This window comes from Mycobacterium sp. E3198, from assembly GCF_001667015.1.
Lineage (GTDB): Bacteria > Actinomycetota > Actinomycetes > Mycobacteriales > Mycobacteriaceae > Mycobacterium.
On the sequence record NZ_LZIS01000181.1, the window covers coordinates 133,522 to 153,679 of the forward strand.

The window sequence follows — 20,158 nt, forward strand, 5'->3', positions numbered from 1 at the left end:
CCGCGTGTATCACCGCTTCGTTCGCAGCCAAGGGTGATCATTGACCCGTGCTGTTTGAGCTACACAGGTCGCTGGTCTTGTTACGGAATCGAGCCCGCGAACTTCGTCATGAAGCCTCGCGATCCCGATCGGTCCGACGTGGCGGAGTGCCTACCCGCCGACCATCATCAGGCCGCCGTCGACGGCGAGCAGCTGACCGGTAATGAAGCCCGAACCGGGGCCGGCCAAGAACACCAGCATCGGCCCGACGTCGCGCGCGGGCTCTCCGAGTTTGCCGCCGATCGGAATCATCAGCTGCATCTGCTGGTCGATGAGGGCGCTCGCGTCCGGGCCGAGGAAATCCCGGAAGCGGTCCGAGCCCGGTGTCTGCACCGCGGGCGCCAACGCGTTGACGGTGACATTGTCGGCGCCCCAGGCTTTCGCGGCCGACCGCGTCCAGGCCTGCACCGCGCCCTTCGTCGCCGCGTAGACCGCCGAGATGGCGCTGCCCTGCACGGCTTCGGACGATCCGAAGTTGATGATCCTGCCGCCCTTGGGATCTTGGCCCTTCATCACCGCGTAGGCGGCCTGATTGGTCAGGATGGTCGCCTTCACGTTGGTGTCCAGCAGGAACGAGATGTCGTCGGCGCCGATGTAGCCCGGGATGCCGGCCTGCCAGAGCCCCGCCGCGTTCACCAGGACGTCGAGCCCGCCGAGGTGTTCCGCCGCCTGCTGGACCGTCGCGGATACGGCGTCGGCGTCCCGCGCGTCGCACTGCAGCCAGGTGTTGGCCAGCCCATCGGGCGGCGGGGTCTGATGATAGGTGCCGACGACGTCGGCCCCCGCGTCGGTGAGGACCCCGATGGCGGCCGCGCCAATGCCGGTCGCTCCGCCGGTCACCAGGATCCGCCTGCCCTGCAGCACGTTTTGCATGCCGCGAGCGTAGCGCCCGCCAAGCGCGGTCCCGAGCTAGGTGCGCACCGCAATCGACGACAGCAGATCGGCGAGCCGCTGCGGCTGGTCGACCATCGAGAACGTGCGCGCCCCCTCGATGACCTCGAGGCGGGCGTTGGGAATGGTGGCGGCCAGGCGTTCGCCGTCGCCGAGCTCGAAGAAGACGTCGTCGGCGGACCAGGCGACGAGCGTGGGTATCTCGATTTCGGGCAGCCGAGCGGCCACGCCGGTGGTCACCTCGGTGCGCAGCGACAGGGTGAATTGGCGCAGGTCTTCGGCGATGGCCGGATCGGACAGCCCCGGGCGCACCCACGCCTCGGTGAGGTGGTCGATGTTGCGGTGCGCCAGGCCGTCGAACGCGCGCTTGCGCGCAGCCGGCGCGCGCATGGCCTGGGCCACCGCCTTGAACATCGTCTTGGACTTGGCCGCCAGGATCACCGGCTTGAGGATCGGCGGCGGAAAGTGTTCGAACGCATCGCAACTCGTGAGCACCAGCGCGCCGAGCCGCTCGGGACGGCGCACCGCGACGAGTTGCGTGACGACCCCGCCGGTGTCGTTGCCGACCAGCACCACGTCCTCCAGGTCAAGGGCGGCAAGGGTGTCGGCGACGATGCCGGCCACCCCGGTGATGGTGCGATCCGCACCGGGGCGCAGGGGCTGGGGGTGCGCGCCCAGCGGCCAGGTGGGGGCGATGCACCGCAGGCCGAGCCGCGCGAGGCGTTCGCCGACCTGGCGCCAGAGTTGGCCGCCCATCATGTAGCCGTGCACGAAGACGACGGGCCTGCCGTCCTCGGGTCCGGTTGCTTCGTAATGAATGGTTCCGGCATTAATGTCGATCGTCGACATAGCTAGCTCCCACCTTCGATACACTTACAAACAGGCTGTCTGTTCGTAAGTTACCAACAGGCTGTATGGAAATCAAGAGACGGACTCAAGAGGAGCGCTCCGCGGCGACCCGCGACGCGCTGATCTCGGCTGCCCGCAAGCTGTGGGGCCGGCGCGGGTACGCGGACGTCGGCACGCCCGAGATCGCTGCCACCGCGGGCGTCACCCGCGGCGCGATGTATCACCAGTTCGCCGACAAGGCAGCGCTTTTCGGCGAGGTGGTCGAGGCCGTCGAGCAGGACGTGATGGCCCGGATGGCGGTGCTGGTCGCCGAGTCGGGGGCGGCGACGCCCGCGGACGCGATCCGCGCCGCCGTCGACGCCTGGCTCGACGTCTCCGGTGACCCGGAGGTGCGCCAGCTGATCCTGCTCGACGCGCCCAGCGTGCTCGGCTGGCCCGCCTTCCGCGACGTCGCCCAGCGCTACAGCCTGGGCATGACCGAACAACTGCTCACCGAGGCCGTCAAGGCCGGCCAGCTGGCCCGTCAACCGATGCGGCCGTTGGCGCACATCCTGATCGGCGCGCTCGACGAGGCGGCCATGGTCATCGCCACCGCCGAGGATCCGAAGCGCGCCCGCCGGGAGACCGGGGAGGTGCTGCACCGGCTCATCGACGCGATGCTGAGCGACGGCTGATCCTTGCCGCCGAGCGCCGAGTTGTTGCGTAAAAAACAGCGACGATCGCACAACCGACCCGACGCTCGAGCCGCCGAAGCCTAGCGGGCGAAGAACTGCCAGATGGTGTCGGTGGCGTTGAGCGCCGTGGACGGCTCGGGGATCCCCGCGAGCTCGGCGAGCGGGCTGGGTTGGCCGCCCGGCCATTGATGGCCGGCGCCCGCCACCGAGATCAGCTCCACCGTGCGCCCGTCGGGGCACCCCGCCGTCTGCGTCGTCACGCTGCCGGCAGTGGTCGAGGTCGGTGGTCCGCAGGCGTCGATGGAGCGCCAGGTGGCGTTGACCGACTCCACCGAGGGACCGTCGACGCGCGGATTACCGTTGATGGCGAAGGCTTTTCCGGGCCCGCCGTTGTAGGGGACCCGCTCGTCGGCGGTGCCGTGGATCTGCAGCACCGACGTCGGTCGGGCCTGGGAGCAGTCGGTGAGCAGGGTGCCGGCCACCGGGGCGATCGCGGCGAAGGTGTCGGTCTGGCAGCCGAGCCGCAGCGCCATCATGGCGCCGTTCGACATCCCGGTGGCGTAGACCCGCGCGCGATCGACCGGGATCTCCCGCGCGATGGCGGCCACCATCGCGGTGACGAATCCGACGTCGTCGACGTTGTCGTGCTGCGGTTGCCCGCAACAGGTTCCGGCGTTCCAGGCGCGATTGAGGCCGTCGGGGTAGGCGACGAGGAAGTGCCCGTGATCGGCCTCGGCGTCCCAGTTGTAGGACCGCTCGGCCTGCGCACCGTTGCCGAAGCCGCCGTGCAGCATCACCACCAGCGGCGCCGCATCGGGCAATCCCTGCGGCCGGTACAGGTGGAACGTCCTGCCGAGCCCGCCCGAGTCGATGGTCTGGGTGGACTGCCCGATCGGAATCGATTGCGAGCCGGGCGATCCCAGCGCGTGCCCCCCGCCGACACACCCGCCGAGCACGACGGCCAAGACCGAGACGAGACCAACGCTGAACACCCGAGCCCGTAGCGATCGCATGAAGCCATCGTGGCATCGACACCGGAATTTGACAAGCATATTGTCAAATGTGGCCAGAGTGGCACACTGATCTGCATGCGACGTGTTGCCGATGCCGAGTGGCAGCCCACCGTCCCGGCGCTGGTGAATTTGGTGGCCGCCTCGGGGGCGCCCCGGTTGAGAGCGGCCTTCGCCGCGGCCGGGCTCGACGGGATCCGCCCGGCTCAAGCCGTCGCGCTGGTGCCGCTGGCGGCCGGCGGCCTGCACGCATCCGATCTCGCCGACCGGCTCAAGGTGAGTCGCCAGGCCGTCGCTCAGGGGATAGCCAGCCTGGAGCGGAACGGGTATGTCACGCGGGTGACCGATCCCGGCGACGCCCGGGCCCGCATCATCGAGCTGACGCCGCGCGGGCGGCAGGCGTTGCGCGTGATGCGTTCCAACGCAGTCGCTTTGGAGAAACGTTGGGCAGAGGTGCTCGGGCCCCAGCGGTTGGGGGAATTGCGGGAGACCCTGCAGATGTTGTTGTCCGGCGAGGCGGACGGCGCGGGCGACTGATACCGGCGGAAAATTTGCTGGTGTTGAGCGTCACGCGGGGCGTAGGTTCGACCCAAGACAATGACAGGAGTCCGTCGTGCCCATCTTCATGGTCGAGCGCAACTTCGCCGAGGAATTGGAACCCAACTTCGAGGTCGCCGACGGCATCAACCGGATCAACGACCACGAGGGCGTTCGCTGGATGTACTCGTTCCTGTCGGCGGACAAGCGGAAGACGTATTGCCTGTACGAGGCGCCGTCGCCCGAAGCCATCCGAACCGCGGCCGCGCGGGCCGGCCTCCCCGCCGACGTCATTGTCGAGGTGCGCGACCGCGTGATGCCCGACGGGGCGTTGTCCGATATTTGAGGCCGCTCACCCGAGCAGCTCGTGGTCGGCGGCATACATCGCCGCCTGGGTGCGGTTCGCGGCGCCGGTTTTGATCAGGATGTTGCGCACATGGTTGGCGGCGGTGTTGGTGCTGATGTAGAGGCGCTCGCCGATCGCCCGATTGCTCAACCCCTCGGCGAGCAGCCGCAGCACTTCGACCTCGCGGTCGGTCAGGCCGTCCGGACCCACGGTCAGGAGCGAATCCACCAACTCGACGACCCGGTTCTGGCCGATCTGGGTGGCGAGGACGCGCGCCTCGTCGGCCAGGCGGCGGGCCTCCTCGGTGTCCCCGCGCGCCGCCGCGAACAACGCCTTGCGGGCCAGCGTCTCGCTGATGTGAACCACCGAACCCATCCGGCGGTCCATCTCGAGGGCCGCGCCGAAATGCCGCTCGGCCGCTGCGTTGTCGCCGTCGAGGGCCGCCATCCGGGCGAGATACCGGTCGGCGCTGCCGAACAGGGCGACGAACTGGCCGGCGACCAGGTTCTTGCCGGCATAACGGGAAACGTAGGGGCGCAGCGCGTGCAGCGCTTCGCGGTTACCCAGCTCCAACGCCGCCTCGACCATGAACACCAGCTCCATCGGCCACTGCGCCTCGTTGGTGCGGTCGCCGAGCTTGCGGTTGACCAGGTGACCCAGGGCGCGGGTCATGCCCGCTTCGCAGCCGAGCTCGGTGTACAACGCGAGCAATCCGGGCACCCAGCGGCCGGCGAAAGTCTCGCTGCCATCGATGAACTCGGCGAATTTCTTCAGGTCGCCAGTCTCGCGCTGGATCATGAACATCTGGACCCCGTTCGAGCCCTTGGTGTCGTCCGCGTCGAACAAATCACCGGTGCGCAGAGCGATGTCGGCCCACCGCTGGGCCCCGGTGAAGTCGCCCCGCAGATACGCGAGCGCCTGCTCGACACACGCGCCGACGAAGCCGAAGACCGGTTGTCCGATGGCTTCGCCCGCTCGCCGCATGTCCGCGGTCGACGCGGCCAGGTCGTCCGGGCTGCCGGCCAGGTAGCTGACCATGGCGCGAAAGTGTGAGGACGCCCCCAGCACCTCGTAGTTACGGCGCTCCAAGGCCATGCGGGACACCTCGGCCGAGCGCTGCGCCTGGATCTCGCACAGTTCGGGGGTGAGGCCGTGCCACAGGCTGGCCTTCAGGGTGTGCATCAACACCGCCGGATCCTTGGCGGCCCGCGCGCGCTCGATGGCGTTGCTGCCGACCTCGCGCGCACGCACCGCCTCGCCCGCGAAGGCCAGCGCCCTCCCGAAGCTGCCGAGCGCCTGGATGTAGCGGAGGTCGTCGGTGGTCAAACCGCTGGATTCCAACGCCGCCGCCAGCAGGTCGGCCGCCGTCGAGTCCGACTGCCCGCGACGCCAATTCGCTTCCTCGTATCCGACGGCCGCCCCCAGGCGGATCAGGGGGTCGTCCATCGCGCTGAGCCGCTCGTAGATCGCCCGCGAGCGGGCGAAATCACCGGCGCGCACGTGATTTGCGGCCGCGTCGAGGTCCAGCCGCGCCCGATCCGCCCGGCTCAGCTCGGGCAGCGACGCCGCCCGCTCGAACCATCGCGCCGCGTCCTCGTAGGCCATGCTCTGTTCGGCCATTCGGGCCGCCTGGTGCGCGTACCGCAACGCCTGCTCGTGGTAGCCCAGGACGTGCGCCCGCAGGTAATGGTTCGCCAGCCGCGGGACGACCGAGGGGTCCGCGCGGCCCTCGAGCGCCTCGGCGGCCCGCGCGTGCATGATCCGCAGCCGCGACGCCGCCATCCCGCCGACCACCGATTCGCGGGTCAGCGCGTGCACGAACGAGAACTCGCCGTCGGAGTCGCGGACCGGCCGGATCAGCCCGACGCCCTCCGCCGAATCGACCGCCGCCAGCGTCGCGGAAAGATCGGCATCGCCGGCGGCGATGAGCGCCGGCAGATCAAACGTTTCGCCCAACACCGCCGCCTGCTCGATCACCCCGCGGACGCCCGCGCCGAGTCCGCTGAGGCGGCGGGCAATTGCGTCCCCGATCGAAGCCGGGACGGTCAGCTGCGCGCTCAAGGCGGCCAGCCCGCCCCGGCCCTCCAGATCGTTGACCAACTCGGTCAGGAAAAACGGGTTGCCGCCGGTCTTGTCGCGCAGCAACGCGGCCGCCGTGCGCGCCGAGGAGGGAGCCAGCTGCTGGGTTCGGCTGACGAACTCGGCGATCGCCTCGGTGTCCAGTCCGGCGAGGTCCAGGCGCCGGACACCGTCGAAGCGGTGTAGTTCGGCCAGCCGGGTCGTCAGCTCGTCGGAGCGGTCGGGTTCGGTGGTGCGGAACGTGGACACCACCAGCAACCGGACGTCGGCGCAGCCGATCAGGACGCGTTCGAGCATCGCCAGGGTGGGCAGCTGAGCCCAATGCAGGTCGTCGAGGATCAATGCAATCGGGCGGTCGACGGCCAGGCGGCGCAGGAAGCCGGTCATCGCGTCGAACAGCGCCTGCCGGGGGGACCCCACCTCCAGCGCCGGCTCCGCAGCGGGCAGATGCCGGTCCACCTGGGTTGACATTCGCCGCAACTGCGGTCCGGCGTCGGCGAGCAGGTCCGCCATCGAACCGGGCGGGACGGCCATCAGCAGGCGATCCAACGCCTCGGCGAACGGTGCGTACGGGACGTCCTCGTCGGCCGTCGAGCGGCCGACCAGCACCGCGACGTTGTGATCGGCCAGCGTTCCGGCCACCTCGGCGGCCAGGCGCGTCTTACCGGCCCCGGGTTCGCCGCCGATGAACACCGCCTGGCGGTCGCCGCCCTCGACGCGCTCCCAGGCCCGCTCGAACGCCGCAAGTTCCGCGCCGCGACCCACCAGCGGGCCGCGACGGCGTGCCACCAGTTCTGCCGGAAGCGGTGGCGGCACCCACTGCGCCATGCAAACAACGTAACCGCGGCCGTGTCCGTCGGTCGATAGTCAGATGTGACTATCGTGGAATGCCTCGGAAATGCTCTGTTGTGGTCATGACGCGCGGCCCTGCGCCCTCGTAGCGTTGCGGCATCACGACCCGCGAGCAAACAAGGAGACGCGGCCATGAGCCTGACCACCGCAACCGACGAACTGCGCGACCGATTCGGAGCGGAGGTCATCTTCCCTGACGACCCCGGCTACGACGAGGCGCGGGCGCTGCACAACGGCATGATCGACAAGCGGCCGGCGATGATAGTGCGCTGCGCGTCGGCCACCAACGTCGCCGGCGCTCTCGACTTCGCCCGCAGGTCGCGCCTCGACGTCGCCGTCCGGGGCGGCGGCCACAACGGTCCGGGATTCGGCTGCGTGGACGGCGGCCTCGTCATCGACCTGTCGCCGATGAACGGCGTCGATGTCGACGCCGACCGGCGCATCGTGCGTGTGCAGGGCGGGGCCACGTGGGCACACGTGGACGGCGCGACACACGCGCATGGCCTGGCGACGCCGTCCGGCATCATCTCGAGCACCGGCGTCGGCGGGCTGACCCTGGGCGGCGGCCACGGCTACCTGACCCGCAAGTACGGGCTGACCATCGACAACCTGCTTCAGGCCGAGGTCGTCCTGGCCGACGGGCGCGTGGTGACCGCGTCCGAATCGGAGCACCCCGACCTGTTCTGGGCGCTGCGCGGGGGTGGCGGAAATTTCGGTGTCGTCACGTCCTTCACGTTCCGGCTGCATCCGGTGCACACGGTGATCTGCGGCCCGACGGCCTGGCCGGCGTCGGCCACCGCCGACATCCTGAGGTGGTACCGGGACTTCCTGCCCGCGCAGGACGAGGACCTCTACGGTTTCTTCGCGAGCATGACCGTCCCGCCGGCACCGCCGTTCCCCGAGACGTTTCACCTGCAGAAGGCGTGCGCCGTGGTCTGGTGCTACAGCGGCGATCCCGCCCGGGCCGAGGAGGCGTTCGCGCCGGTCCGGCAGATGCAGCCGGCCTTCGAGGGTCTCGTCGCGGCCCCGTATCCCGCGTTGCAGTCCACCTTCGATGCGCTGTACCCCAAAGGCCTGCAATGGTATTGGCGCGGCGACTTCATCCGCTCCGTGCCCGACGCCGCGGTACAGGCCCATGCCCGCTTCAACGAGGAACTGCCGACGATGCACTCCACGATGCACCTCTACCCGATCGACGGGGCGGTCCATCGTGTCGGTCAGACCGACACCGCCTGGGCCTACCGGGACGTGACTTTCTCACAGGTCATCGCGGGGGTCGATCCGGACCCGGCCAACGCGGCGGTGTTGAAGCGCTGGACGGCGGACTACTGGAACGCCATCCACCCGCACTCGGCCGGCGGTGCCTACGTCAACTTCATGATGGACGAAGGGCAAGACCGGGTCCGCGCCACGTACGGCCCGAATTACCAACGCCTCAGCGAGATCAAGGCCCAATACGACCCGGGCAACGTGTTCCACGTCAACCAGAACATCCTGCCGGCGGGAGCCCCCGGCGCCGCATAGGCGGTCCGCGGGCCCGGTTTCGCGCATAATCGTTGCGTGATAGAAGACGCCCACCTTTACCGGCGGATCGCACTGCTCGAACATCAGGTGCGCCTGCTCTCCGATCGGCTCGGGGTCCCGTGCCCGACGTTCGGTAGCGACGTCGGCGCGACGCCCTCGGGCGCGTTCGAGGGCGGTGTGCCGTCGGAAGTCGTTGCGCTGGCCCGCTCCGGCAACGCCATCGCCGCGATCAAGCTGTTCCGGGAGCTGACCGGCGCCGGGCTGCGGGAGGCGAAAGAGGTTGTCGATTCGCTGTAAAGCGATCGACGCTACGGCCGTCGGAACGCGGCGTTCATTCGTCGCTTGAAGGCGCGATCGAAACGTCGGTAGCCGTTGCGCAACGAGTGGCCCGGCCAACGGTCGCCGGTGAGCTCGACGGGCAGCAGCGGGTCGAGCTGCAGATGGCGGACCACGGCGATCGAGAGGGCGAACTGGTAGGTGAAGCTTTCGGTCGAATCGGCGCGCCTGCCGTTGCCGAGCGCGGCGTCCATGGCGGCGATGAGCAACCGTGCGTCCTTCGCCCACTCGTCCAGGGAAAAAAGCGATCGCACTTTGCCGGAGTCGATGTCCGTGGCGGCCCCGTGAAAGTGTGTGCACTGCCGGTCGACCACCGCCCGGAACGACGGAAGCCGTTGCGGGTCAAGGTTGTCTGGGCGGAGCCACACGCCTTCGCGAAGCTCTGCGAGGTGTAGGGCCGTCGCGGCCTTCCTCAGCTCGAGGCGATCGGTCGCGGATCGGCGCTCCAGCGCGACGATCGCCAATTCCCACGTCCCGTCCCATCGGTGCGCGGCGATGTCGTCGATCCGGGACGCCTCGTCGACGCGCTGGCGGCGTTCGGCCAATCGCCCCGCGAGCGCGTAGCTGCCCCCGTCGGCGCTCAGTTCGCCGTTGGAGACCATCCGCCACAGGCACGTGCGGGCCGCACCGGCGCTGATGCCGAACAGCGAGGCCACCGCGACCAGTTCGGCCACCGTCAGGCGCCCCCGGTCGGATCCGAGCAAGGCCGACGCCAGCACCGAGCGCGCGCTGAGCGGCCGGCTGTCGACGAGGGCGCTCACGGATCGCAACGGTATCACCGAATCGTTGACACGTGGCAACCATAGTGTGATACTGACCCGCATGAGCTTGCCGACGAAGTCGGTGCTCGCCGACGACGTGGAAATCGTCCGGCGCGTCCTCGCCCACATCGACGCCGGTACCACCGACGAGGGTGCGGCCTGGCGTGAGCCGGTCGAAAACTATGTGAGCGCAAGCCGATTCGAAGAGGAAATCCGGCTGCTTCGGGCGATGCCGAGCGTCTTCGTCCCCTCGGCGGCGATCCCGGCACCGGGGGACCACGTCGAGCGAGTCGTATTCGGCGTGCCGCTCTTCGCGGTGCGCGGGCACGATCAACGGGCGCGGGTGTTCCGCAACGCCTGCCGGCATCGGGGTTTCGCCCTGGTCGAAGAACCCGGCTGCTCGCACGCGTTGGTGTGCCGCTACCACGGCTGGACGTATCGCCTGGACGGCTCGCTCGCGCATGTCCCGCACCCCGAGGCGTTCCCCGGCCTGGACGCGGCGGGCCGGGGCCTGGTCGAGGTTCACAGCCGCGAGGTGGACGGATTGATCGTGATCGATCCGCTCGACTCGTCCGGCATCGACACCGGCGAGGCGATGGCCGCGCTGACCGACGGGAACCCCTGGCGGGACAAGCTGCTGCCGGCCGAGCGCATGGTGTACGTGGATTCGACTGTGCGCGCGATGAACTGGAAGGTGCTCGTCGAACAGTTCCTGGAGGGCTATCACCTCCGCTCAACGCATCGAGACACCTTCTACCCGGTGCAATACGACGACCTCAACGTCGTCGAAATATTCGGGCCGAACAGCCGACTCACCTTCCCGTACCGCAATATCGAACGGCTCCGCGACCGTCCGGAATCGCGCTGGAACGTCGACGCGCGGGTCACCTACGTCTACCAGTTGTTCCCCAACGTCATGGTGGCGACCTTCCCCGGCGTGGTCTCCGTGGTGGCGATCGACCCGGTGGACGCGTGCCACACCACGGTCAGCACCTACTCGATGGTGAAACCCGAAGTTGCCGAGCGAGCGTCCGTCGACCCTGCCGCGAAACTGGTGGGCACGGGCAGCTTCATCGAGCGGGGCCTCGCGGAGGACAACCAGATGTCGGCGGGCGTGCAGCGCGGATTACACGCGGGGGCAAACGAATTCGTGGAGTTCGGCCGGCACGAGAGCGCGGCCGGGCACTTCCACGCCGTCCTCGACGAGCGCCTGGCGCGGATGGCGACCGCTACGGCGTTTTGAGAAAGATGTCGTTGAGGGTGACGGTGCGCAGGTTTCGGTCGCGGATGATGTCGACGAGTTCCGGGTAGACGTGCGTGACCGGCAGGTGATTGAGGTGGCCGATGACGATGGACTGCGGGGTGAAGTACTGGTCGGCCATCTTCACGATGTAGTCCTCGTGGATCAGCGTGGAGTCCGACAGCGAACCCGACCATAGGGTCGGGACGGTGTAGCCGAGGTCGGCGGCCACCGCGTCGACGGCCGGGTTGCGCTTCGCATACGGCGGCCGCCAGTAGGGTTTCGCGCCAACGCCGTAGGTCTTTTTCAGGAATTCGTCGTTGCGGCCGATCTGCTGGGCGATCTTGTCTTTCGGCAGTGTGGTCAAGTCCGGGTGCGACCAGGTGTGGTTGGCCAGCTGGATTTGCCCGGAGTCGACCAGCGGCCGAAGCATTTCCGCGTTCTCGGTCCACGAGTTGTAGATCCCGTTGACGAAAAACGTCAGCCGGACACCGGTGTCCCTGGCGAACTGCGTGTAGGCGCGCACCACCTGACTGTTGACACCGTCGTCGACCGTCAGCGCCAGCAGGTCGCCCTCGCCGGGGATCTTGGTCAGCGCGCCGCCACCGGGCAACGGGATGCGCGCGCTGAGCGGCGGGGGCGGTAGCAGCGCCGCCGGCGCGGTCGGACCCGAGGTTGCCGCCATGTTCCCCGGCGGCGCCTGGGCGAAAGTCCGGGGTTGCGGGTCGACCACCAAGCGAGCCGCCCCCACGCCCGCGACGGTGGCCGCGGCCAGCGCCCCGAGGAAACGGCGCCGGTTCAGCTCCGGCGCGGCGAGGCCCCGATCCGAAGCGCCGCGGAAGGCGGTGCTGGCGAAGGCGCGGTTGCGTGCAGGTCTTTTGCGGTGCGATGCCGGCACGCGCGACCCGGTGCCCCGGGCGCGTTCGCTGCCAAACTCCGCCGCCACAGCAGCGAACGGTACCAGCGGGCGTTCGAACATGTCCGGTTCGTTACAGGAGGGTCAGCTGTGAATTCAGCCTCGAAAAGGTAACGATCTTGCGTAGCTGTGGTCAATGCGGCGCCCCGCCGCCGCGCTGCGGCAACGGGACGGGCTCGACGCCCGGGGTGCCCAGGGTCCCCGCCAGCCACGGCAGTGCGGCGGCGAACGCCTGGGCCGCGAACGGCCAGTCGTGGCGGCCGGGCTGGGTGACCACCGCGCAGGCGATCCCGTGGGTCGTCGCGACCGCGCACAGCGAGTTGGCCGCCGCATCCTGGCCCTCCGGGTTGGCGGCCGGGTCGGCGCTGGGAACGGCGAGGTCGGGATCGGCTTCCTGGGCGACGGTGCGCGGGCCGGACGCCGCGGGCACGTCGAACCAGCCCGAGAGCCTGGAGTAGGGACCGTGGCGGGCGATGACGGTTGCCGGGTCGAAAGCCGCCCAGGCGTCGGCGTTGCCGCCGAACAGCCGGGCGACGGTTTGGTCCTTCGTCCCGATGCTCGGGCCGCGGTCGCCGGCGATGTCGACGAAGGCGCTGAACAACTCGGGATGCATGACGGCCAGGTCGACGGCGCAGGTGCCGCCCATCGACCATCCGGCGACGCCCCAGTTGGCCCGGTCGGCGCTGACGCCGAAGTTCGACACCACGAAGGGCACGACGTCCTTGGTCAGGTGATCGGCGGCGTTACCGCGGCTGCCGTTGACGCACTCGGTGTCGTTGTCGAACGAACCGGTCGGATCGACGAACACCAGCACCGGGGCGAACCCGTGATGGGCCGCCGCGAAGCCGTCGATCGCGGTGAAGGCGCCCCCGGGGCGCAGCCAGTCGGCGGGGGTGTTGAACGCGGAGCTGATCATCATGACCGTCGGCAGCCGGGGCGGCGGGTTGCTGTTGAACCACGCCGGGGGCAGATACACCAGCTCCTGGCGGTGCGGGAAGTGCGACGCGTCGGCGCTGATCGTCACGGGTACCACGACGCCCTTGGCCGGCTTGGTCCCCTCGAGCTGCATTGCGGTGACCCGCAGCCGGTCGATCTGATCGGGCAGGGGCCGCGACGTCAGCTGATCCCACGCGGCCGACACGGTCGGGAAATAGCCGACCCAGCCGTTCAAGGCCAGAGCCGCGCTCACCGCGCACAGCGGGACCGAAACCACCGCCACGCCGCGCCGCCACCAGCGGGCGCCCGGCCAGCCCAGCAGCAGCACCGCCGCCGCGAGCCCGCTCAGCGCTATCCACAGCCACAGCGACACCGGGGCCGGATCCCCGGCCACCCCGATCGACGTGATGTACCAATACGACAGCGCCGTGACCGCTGCCGCGGTCCCCAGCGCCACCAGGAGCGGCCAGCCGCGCCACCGCCGCCTGCGCCACCCGATCGCGCCGAGGACCGCAAGCAGCGCCAGGGCCTGCACCGCCACCGGCAGCCAGCCGTGCAGCAGGGACCACTGTTCGACGAAATGGGGCAACGGTCGTGACCTTCGCTCAATCCGATCGTTTCTGCGAATGACCCGCCGGCCGTGGCTTTCCGAGCGCGGCGGGCCCGACTAACTATCCCACAGGTTCGTCGCGCATCGTGCTTGCGAAGGAGCGCAGCCGCAGGCTGTTGCCGACGACGAACGCGCTGGAAAGCGCCATGGCGGCGCCCGCGAGCATCGGGTTGAGCAGGCCGAACGCGGCCAGCGGGATGGCCGCGACGTTGTAGCCGAAGGCCCAGAACAGGTTCGTCTTGATCGTGCGCAGCGTCCGCCGGGAGAGCCTGATCGCGTCCACCGCGGCGCGCAGATCGCCGCGCATCAAGGTCAAGTCGGCGGCTTCGATCGCCACGTCGGTGCCCGTCCCCATCGCGAGCCCCAGGTCGGCCGACGCCAGAGCCGCCGCGTCGTTGACGCCGTCGCCGACCATGGCGACGACCCGGCCCTCGGCCTGCAAGCGCTTGACCGCAACGACCTTGTCGGCCGGCAGCACCCCGGCGATGACCCGCGCGACGCCGACCTCGTCGGCGATGCGCCGGGCGACGGTCTCGTTGTCACCGGTCACCAGCACCGGCGTCAACCCAAGGCCTTCGAGCTGCCGGATTGCCTCGGCGCTGGTGGGTTTGACGGTGTCGGCCACCACCAGAAGCCCCCGCGCGCGACCGTCCCACCCCACGGCGACGGCGGTCTTCCCGTCGCGCTCGGCGCGGGCGCGGGCCGCCGACAATTCCGTGTCGAGGCGCTGGCCCCGCGCGGCCAGCAGGCTCTCCCGCCCGACGGTGACGGCGCGCCCGTCGACCACCCCGTGCACGCCTTCGCCTCCGACGTTGGCGAAATCCCGGGCGGGGGGCAGGGCGCCCAGTTCCGCCGCGGCGGCCCGGGCGATCGCCTGCGCGACGGGATGCTCGGAGGCGTCCTCCACGGAGCCGGCATAGCGCAGCAGCGTCTGGCGGTCGGCGTGCGGGCCGGCGATCACGTCGACGAGGGTCATCTTGCCGGTGGTGACCGTGCCGGTCTTGTCGAGGACGACCGTGTCGACCTCGCGTGTCGACTCCAGTACCTCAGGTCCCTTGATGAGCACGCCGAGCTGGGCCGCCCGGCCGCTGCCGACCAACAACGCCGTCGGCGTCGCCAGCCCGAGCGCGCACGGGCACGCGATGATCAGCACGGCAACCGCGGCCGTCAGCGCCGCGGTGAGGGGGGCGCCGGCCGCGAGCCATATCGCCAGCGTGGCCGCGGCGATCACGACGACGACGGGAACAAACACGCCGGCGATACGGTCGGCGAGCCGTTGCACCCGGGCCCTGCCCGACTGCGCGGCCTCCACCAGCCTGGCCATCTGCGCCAGCTGGGTGTCGTCGCCGACGCGGGTGGCGCGCACGACCAGTCGGCCGCCGGCATTCACGGTGGCGCCGGTGACGGGATCGCCCTGACCCACCTCGACGGGCACGGACTCACCCGTGAGCATCGAGGCGTCCACCGCCGAGGATCCCGAGACGACGGTTCCGTCGGTGGCGATCTTTTCGCCCGGGCGCACCACGAACTCGTCGCCGATCTGCAGTTGATCGACGGGGACGCGCGTCTCGGCGCCGTCCCGCAGCACAGCGACGTCCTTGGCGCCGAGCTGAAGCAGGGCGCGCAGCGCCGCGCCCGCGCGCCGCTTCGAGCGCTTCTCGAAGTAGCGGCCGGCCAGCACGAACAGGGTCACGCCCGCGGCTACCTCGAAGTAGATGTTGCCCGCGCCGTCGCCGCGCGTGGCGGTCAGTTCGAAGCCGTGGCGCAGGCCCGCCCGGCCGGCCGTTCCGAAGAACAGGGCATACAGCGACCAGAGGAACGCCGACAGCGTCCCGACCGAGACCAGCGTGTCCATGGTCGCGGCGCCGTGTTTCAGATTCGCCCACGCCGCGGCGTGGAACGGGCGGCCCGCCCACGCGATGACCGGCGTGGCCAGGGCCAGCGAAACCCATTGCCAGTAGCGGAATTGCAGCGCCGGGATCATCGCCATCGCGATCACCGGGACGGCGAGCACGATCGCGGCAATGAGCCGGGTCCGCAGGGCCGCGAGCTCGGGGGCCTCCGGCGCCTCGGCCGTGGGTTCGCGGCGCGGCAGGGCCGCGGTGTAGCCGGCCTTCTCGACCTCGGCGACCAGCCCCCGCGGGTCGTAGCCCGCCGGGACCGTGATGGCGGCCGTTTCGGTGGCGTAATTCACCTGCGCGTCGACCCCGTCGAGCTTGTTCAGTTTCTTCTCGATGCGCATCGCGCACGAGGCGCAGGTCATCCCCGCGATTTTTAGCTCCACGCTGGTCACTGCGGTCGGCGGGCCGGCCGTCACGCGACCACGACCGCCTCGTAACCGGCTTCGTCGACGGCGCCCAGTACTGCGTTCGTCTCGATGGGAACGGAACTGGCCACCACGAGCCTGCCCGTGCGCGCGCTCACCTCCACGTTTTCGACGCCCGGGATCTGGCCGACCTCCGCCCGGACGGCGGCTTCGCAGTGCTCGCAGGTCATTCCCGTCACCCGGTACTCACTCGTCGTCATGCCGCTCCTTTCCGCTCATACCTCCTGGGGGTATACCCCTGCGAAACGTTTTTATTCCTTGGATATTCCCGGATGGCGGGTGGAACGCAGGCGGCACCATTCTGCCCGGTCGATCAGACGTAGCCGACGCCGCTGTCGACGGAGACCTGGCTGGCGGTCACCAGCCTGGATTGGTCCGATGCCAGCCACGCGACCGCATCGGAGATGTCTTCGGGCTGGGCACTCCCGTCGGGCAACAGCGGTTTGTGCAGGCCCCTCAGGTGTGGGTAGGAGTCGGCGGCCGCTCGGAGGGCGTCGCGCATGCGGCCGGTACCCATCGGGGTCGCGACCGCGCCAGGATTCAGGCTGTTGACGCGGATGTTGTACCGGCCGAGTTCGGCGGCGAACGCGCGCGCCATCCCGATCACGGCATGTTTGCTGGCCGTGTAGTGGACCATGAACGACTGCATGTTGATGCCGGCGGCGGACCCGATGAGGATGATGGAGCCGCCGCGGCCGCCGTCGATGACGTGCTGGGCTCCGGCCATCACGGTGTTCCAGGTGCCGATGACGTTCGTGTCGATGGTGTCGCGGAACGCTTGCGCGGTGATCTGGTCCCACGGCGCGGGACTGCAGATGCCCGCGTTGGCGACGATGATGTCCAGGCGCCCCAGCTCCGCGACGGCCGCGTCAACGGCGGCCGTCAGCGCGTCGAGGTCACGGATGTCCACCGCCGACGCGATGACCCTTCGGCCGTTGGCGCTGACCAGCCGCGCGGTCTCGGCCAGATCGTCGGGCGTCGGCGAATCGTAGGGAACGCTGGGCGGCAGCGGGCCCGCGATATCGACCGCGATGATGTCGGCGCCCTCGGCGCTGAGCCGTACCGCGTGCGACCGTCCCTGTCCCCGCGCGGCGCCGGTAATCAGCGCCACCTTTCCCGAAATCGACTGGCTCACCGAACCCCTCCATGCGCAACGTCGTTGTCCTAAAGGTTGTCAAAGTCAACTCGGCGAAGCGTAACGTCGACCCGGCGCTACCGGCCGCCCGGAAGGAGACCGTCATGACCGTCAACGTTGTCGACCCGGGTCCCCGGCAGGTGAGCCGGTCGGTCGAAGTGGACGCGCCGGCCGCGGAGCTGTACGCGATGGCCGCCGACCCCCGCCGCCACCACGAACTGGATGGGTCGGGCACGGTCGGCGACAACATCAAAGTTCCGGCGGAACTGGTTGTCGGCTCGAAGTTTTCGACGCACATGAAGATGTACGGCGTGCCCTACCGCATCACCAGCACCGTGACCGCGCTCAAACCGAACGAGTTGGTCGAATGGCGCCATCCGGTGGGGCACCGCTGGCGGTGGGAGTTCGAGTCGCTCTCCCCGACCCGCACGCGCGTCACCGAGACGTTCGACTACAGCCAGGCCGGTGCGGTCAAGAACGGGCTGAAGTACTACGAGCGGATGGGTTTCCGGAAGGGCAATGCGGCGGGCATCGAGGCGACGCTGACCAAGCTGCGCGATCGCTACGCGGGGCGGTAGTGAGTCGAACACATCACCGCACGCCAAGATGCCTGAGGTGCTCGATCAAGGTGTCGACCGCAGCCTCTAAGGGCGCGGTATCTCGGCGGAGCTGGCTGAGCAGCAATCCGCCCTGTACCCCTGCCAGCATCGCCAGGGCGATGCGGTCGGTGTCGGTTCCATCCGGAAGCTCTCCGCGCGCCGCGATGGCAACCAGGCCGTCGCGAATCAAGTTCTCCCACTGGGCAAATGACCGGGCGAGCCGGGCACGTGCCACCGGGTCGGTCTCAGCGAGTTCGTTGGCCATCGATCCCAGCGGGCAACCACCTACGCAGCCGAGGCGTCGCACCAGGTCGACCAGGATGTCACGCCACCGGCACAAGTCATCGATGTTTTCGATCCGGTCGAGGCCGAGATGCTGCACGCCGAGCACGTTCTCGGTCTGAAAGTCGATAACGGCGGCCACAAGGTCGTTTTTGTCGGCAAAGTAGTGGTACATCTGCGAGGTGCTGATCGCCGCGGCTTCCTGGATGTCTTCGATGGTCGTACGCGCGACTCCGCGCTCCAGCATCAACTCCGAGGCCGCGGTGACGATACGCTCGCGGGTTGCCCGGCCCTTTGCCGTCAGCTTGTCGTAAGCGACAGGCGTCATCTGCCCTCCTCACTCGTGGAGTAACCACTCCAAAATCTACCCCCAATGCCCCGTTTTGGAGTTGACACTCCATTCTGCGTTCGGAAGCCTCAAAGCGTTCGTCAACTTATCGATGCCGGAAGCTGTTGTGTGCCAAGCCGGCACGCGTGCGAGGGGTAAACAACCATGGCCATCACTTCTGACTCCGCCGGCACCGCCGGCACCGACACTGCGACCATCGCCCACCGGGCCGCCCAGCTGCAGCAAGGGATGGCGGGCCAGCTGCCGACCCAGGTCGTTGAAGCGTTCGGCGCCGAGCAGGCGCGGCTGCAGGCCGCCGGGGTACCGGCCGGCGTCGCCGCGCCGGGCGCCGTCATGCCAGACGGGCGGCTGCTCGATGTGCACGGCCGCCCGACGACACTTGCCGCCGCCATCGGGGGACGCAGCGCCGTGGTGGTGCTTTACCGCGGTGCGTGGTGCCCGTACTGCAACCTGGCGCTGCGCGCCTACCAGGAGAACCTCGTCCCGCTACTAGCCCAACGGGGCATCGCGCTGGTGGCGATCAGCGCGCAAAAGCCCGACGGCTCGCTGTCGATGCAGGAGAAAAACGGCCTGACCTTCACCGTCCTTTCCGACCCGGGTAATCAGGTCGCGGTCGGATTGGGCGTGCTCACCGCCCCGGAGGAGAATGTTCGCGCCGCCCAGCGCGGCCTCGGACTCGAGGTGTCCAAGTCCAACGCCGACGGGACCGACGGGCTACCGATGCCGACGGTGGCCATCGTTGACGGCACCGGGATCATCCGTTGGATCGATGTCCACCCGAACTACGCGACCCGTACCGAGGTTTCCGACATCGTCGACGCGCTGGACAACCTCGGCTGAACTCAGGGCGGTCGCGATTCGTGCCAGGTTCGTGAGAGAAAACTCTTTGACGATCGATGAGGACCGAAACCGGCTGGCGCCGTTGCTGACCCGATTTGGCGAGCTCATCAGCCGCTACGGCCTGGTGGTCGTACTCGCCTGGATCGGGTTCGGCAAGTACGTGAAGATGGAGTCCCGGGTGCTCATCGAGCACAGCCCCCTGATGAGCTGGATCTACCACGTGCTGAGCGTCACCGAGGTGGCGCGCGGGCTGGGAACCATGGAAATCGTTGCGGCGCTTCTCATTGCGCTGCGTCCGGTATGGCCCAGCGCATCGGCGGTCGGCAGCGCGCTGGCGGTGGTGCTCTTCCTGGGAACGCTGAGCTTCTTGTTCACCACGCCGGGTGTGGTCTCGATGCACGCCGCCGGCCTGCCCGTGTTGTCGGGCATGCCGGGCCAATTCCTGCTCAAGGACCTGGTCTTGATCGGCGTTTCGGTGTGGACGCTGGGGGATTCGCTCGGGGCGCGAAAAGCGTTCCCCTGATCAGTTCCTGGGCCGAATCCAGCGTGGCCGCGTAGGCATCGGGTGTCAGGTGGGCCGCGCGGTCCATCAGGCCGCGGGCCAGCGCATAGATCGCGTCGACCGCGGCGCCGGGGTCGGTGCGGCGGGGGAGTGCTCCCTGCGCTCGGGCGTCGCTGACTATGCCATCGATGCCGTCGCGCAACGCTTTTGGCCCGGCATGCCCGCGCATCGCGCCTTGGAACGCGGCCAGGTGCGGGTAATCGCGTAGCAACCGGTGCATCTCGTCCAGCACCGCCACCAGGCGAGCGACGACGCCCTCGGAGTGCGCCGCCGCGGCCCGCAGCCGGGTGGATGTGATCTCGTCGATTTCCCGCACGGTCGCCGCGAACAAGGCGGACTTGTCCGGAAAGTAGTGATAAAGGCTGCCGCTCGTCATGTCGGCGGCCTTGGCGATCTCGCGAATCGTCGCCTTGGAGTAGCCCACCTCGGCCACGCAGCGCATGGTGGCGACGATGATGCGCCGGC

General features: G+C 69.2%; 21 protein-coding genes. 9 read left to right on the forward strand and 12 right to left on the reverse strand.

Annotated features, from left to right (window positions below; all coding sequences use genetic code 11):
• Window positions 1-150: 150 nt before the first annotated feature.
• On the reverse strand, window positions 151-912 hold the full coding sequence (locus A5673_RS20280; protein ID WP_068236422.1) for an SDR family NAD(P)-dependent oxidoreductase: 762 nt from the start codon (window positions 910-912) through the stop codon (window positions 151-153).
• Between the two features lie 36 nt (window positions 913-948).
• Window positions 949-1,779: an alpha/beta fold hydrolase gene (locus A5673_RS20285; protein ID WP_068236425.1), complete on the reverse strand. Its 831-nt coding sequence runs from the start codon at window positions 1,777-1,779 to the stop codon at window positions 949-951.
• Window positions 1,780-1,844: 65 nt separating this feature from the next.
• Here A5673_RS20285 and A5673_RS20290 point away from each other — a divergent pair, with 65 nt between their 5' ends.
• Window positions 1,845-2,453, forward strand: coding sequence for a TetR/AcrR family transcriptional regulator (locus A5673_RS20290; protein ID WP_068236428.1), 609 nt, complete (start codon window positions 1,845-1,847; stop codon window positions 2,451-2,453).
• An 80-nt stretch (window positions 2,454-2,533) separates the two neighbouring features.
• On the opposite strand, the gene A5673_RS20295 is transcribed toward A5673_RS20290, so the two are convergent.
• Window positions 2,534-3,466: a PHB depolymerase family esterase gene (locus A5673_RS20295; protein ID WP_068236432.1), complete on the reverse strand. Its 933-nt coding sequence runs from the start codon at window positions 3,464-3,466 to the stop codon at window positions 2,534-2,536.
• Between the two features lie 75 nt (window positions 3,467-3,541).
• Between A5673_RS20295 and A5673_RS20300 the strand changes: the two genes are divergently transcribed.
• Entirely contained in the window at window positions 3,542-4,000 is a 459-nt protein-coding gene (locus tag A5673_RS20300; protein ID WP_068236435.1) for a MarR family winged helix-turn-helix transcriptional regulator, read from the forward strand.
• 76 nt (window positions 4,001-4,076) lie between these two features.
• Window positions 4,077-4,346, forward strand: a complete 270-nt coding sequence (locus A5673_RS20305) for a DUF4242 domain-containing protein (RefSeq protein ID WP_068236438.1) — start codon at window positions 4,077-4,079, stop codon at window positions 4,344-4,346.
• Window positions 4,347-4,352: 6 nt separating this feature from the next.
• On the opposite strand, the gene A5673_RS30470 is transcribed toward A5673_RS20305, so the two are convergent.
• Complete coding sequence (locus A5673_RS30470; RefSeq protein WP_068236441.1) at window positions 4,353-7,253, reverse strand: helix-turn-helix transcriptional regulator; 2,901 nt, start codon at window positions 7,251-7,253, stop codon at window positions 4,353-4,355.
• A gap of 156 nt (window positions 7,254-7,409) precedes the next feature.
• Between A5673_RS30470 and A5673_RS20315 the strand changes: the two genes are divergently transcribed.
• Window positions 7,410-8,801, forward strand: a complete 1,392-nt coding sequence (locus A5673_RS20315) for an FAD-binding oxidoreductase (protein WP_068236444.1) — start codon at window positions 7,410-7,412, stop codon at window positions 8,799-8,801.
• 36 nt (window positions 8,802-8,837) lie between these two features.
• Entirely contained in the window at window positions 8,838-9,098 is a 261-nt protein-coding gene (locus A5673_RS20320) for a ribosomal protein L7/L12 (RefSeq protein WP_068236447.1), read from the forward strand.
• An 11-nt stretch (window positions 9,099-9,109) separates the two neighbouring features.
• Here the strand turns inward: A5673_RS20320 and A5673_RS20325 are convergent, their stop codons facing one another.
• Window positions 9,110-9,898, reverse strand: a complete 789-nt coding sequence (locus A5673_RS20325; protein ID WP_231971150.1) for a PaaX family transcriptional regulator C-terminal domain-containing protein — start codon at window positions 9,896-9,898, stop codon at window positions 9,110-9,112.
• 61 nt (window positions 9,899-9,959) lie between these two features.
• Here A5673_RS20325 and A5673_RS20330 point away from each other — a divergent pair, with 61 nt between their 5' ends.
• Window positions 9,960-11,141, forward strand: coding sequence for an SRPBCC family protein (locus A5673_RS20330; RefSeq protein ID WP_068236449.1), 1,182 nt, complete (start codon window positions 9,960-9,962; stop codon window positions 11,139-11,141).
• On the opposite strand, the gene A5673_RS20335 is transcribed toward A5673_RS20330, so the two are convergent.
• The 5 genes from A5673_RS20335 to A5673_RS20355 all read right to left on the reverse strand — a co-directional run bounded on the left by A5673_RS20335 (window position 11,128) and on the right by A5673_RS20355 (window position 17,061).
• Window positions 11,128-11,940, reverse strand: coding sequence for a polysaccharide deacetylase family protein (locus A5673_RS20335; protein WP_068236517.1), 813 nt, complete (start codon window positions 11,938-11,940; stop codon window positions 11,128-11,130). The genes A5673_RS20330 and A5673_RS20335 overlap by 14 nt on opposite strands.
• Window positions 11,941-12,187: 247 nt before the next feature.
• On the reverse strand, window positions 12,188-13,579 hold the full coding sequence (locus A5673_RS20340; RefSeq protein ID WP_068236452.1) for an alpha/beta hydrolase family protein: 1,392 nt from the start codon (window positions 13,577-13,579) through the stop codon (window positions 12,188-12,190).
• 82 nt (window positions 13,580-13,661) lie between these two features.
• The gene (locus A5673_RS20345) at window positions 13,662-15,917 is read right to left on the reverse strand and encodes a cation-translocating P-type ATPase (protein WP_255396652.1); all 2,256 of its coding nucleotides are present in this window, start codon (window positions 15,915-15,917) and stop codon (window positions 13,662-13,664) included.
• Window positions 15,914-16,126: a heavy-metal-associated domain-containing protein gene (locus A5673_RS20350; protein ID WP_068236456.1), complete on the reverse strand. Its 213-nt coding sequence runs from the start codon at window positions 16,124-16,126 to the stop codon at window positions 15,914-15,916. The genes A5673_RS20345 and A5673_RS20350 overlap by 4 nt, the downstream gene beginning before the upstream one ends.
• Window positions 16,127-16,239: 113 nt before the next feature.
• Entirely contained in the window at window positions 16,240-17,061 is an 822-nt protein-coding gene (locus A5673_RS20355) for a mycofactocin-coupled SDR family oxidoreductase (protein WP_068236459.1), read from the reverse strand.
• 104 nt (window positions 17,062-17,165) lie between these two features.
• On the opposite strand from A5673_RS20355, the gene A5673_RS20360 reads away from it, so the two are divergent.
• Window positions 17,166-17,639, forward strand: a complete 474-nt coding sequence (locus tag A5673_RS20360) for an SRPBCC family protein (RefSeq protein WP_068236523.1) — start codon at window positions 17,166-17,168, stop codon at window positions 17,637-17,639.
• A 13-nt stretch (window positions 17,640-17,652) separates the two neighbouring features.
• On the opposite strand, the gene A5673_RS20365 is transcribed toward A5673_RS20360, so the two are convergent.
• Window positions 17,653-18,270 carry a TetR/AcrR family transcriptional regulator gene (locus A5673_RS20365; protein WP_068236462.1) on the reverse strand — a complete coding sequence of 206 codons (618 nt, stop codon included), beginning with the start codon at window positions 18,268-18,270 and terminating at the stop codon, window positions 17,653-17,655.
• Between the two features lie 165 nt (window positions 18,271-18,435).
• Here A5673_RS20365 and A5673_RS20370 point away from each other — a divergent pair, with 165 nt between their 5' ends.
• Both A5673_RS20370 and A5673_RS20375 read left to right on the forward strand, forming a co-directional pair.
• Complete coding sequence (locus A5673_RS20370) at window positions 18,436-19,131, forward strand: peroxiredoxin-like family protein (RefSeq protein WP_068236465.1); 696 nt, start codon at window positions 18,436-18,438, stop codon at window positions 19,129-19,131.
• Between the two features lie 46 nt (window positions 19,132-19,177).
• Entirely contained in the window at window positions 19,178-19,654 is a 477-nt protein-coding gene (locus tag A5673_RS20375; protein WP_231971151.1) for a DUF417 family protein, read from the forward strand.
• Here the strand turns inward: A5673_RS20375 and A5673_RS20380 are convergent.
• Window positions 19,578-20,158: TetR/AcrR family transcriptional regulator (locus tag A5673_RS20380; RefSeq protein WP_082958854.1), on the reverse strand; the 581-nt coding region annotated here is incomplete at its 5' end. The two genes, A5673_RS20375 and A5673_RS20380, sit on opposite strands and share 77 nt — an antisense overlap.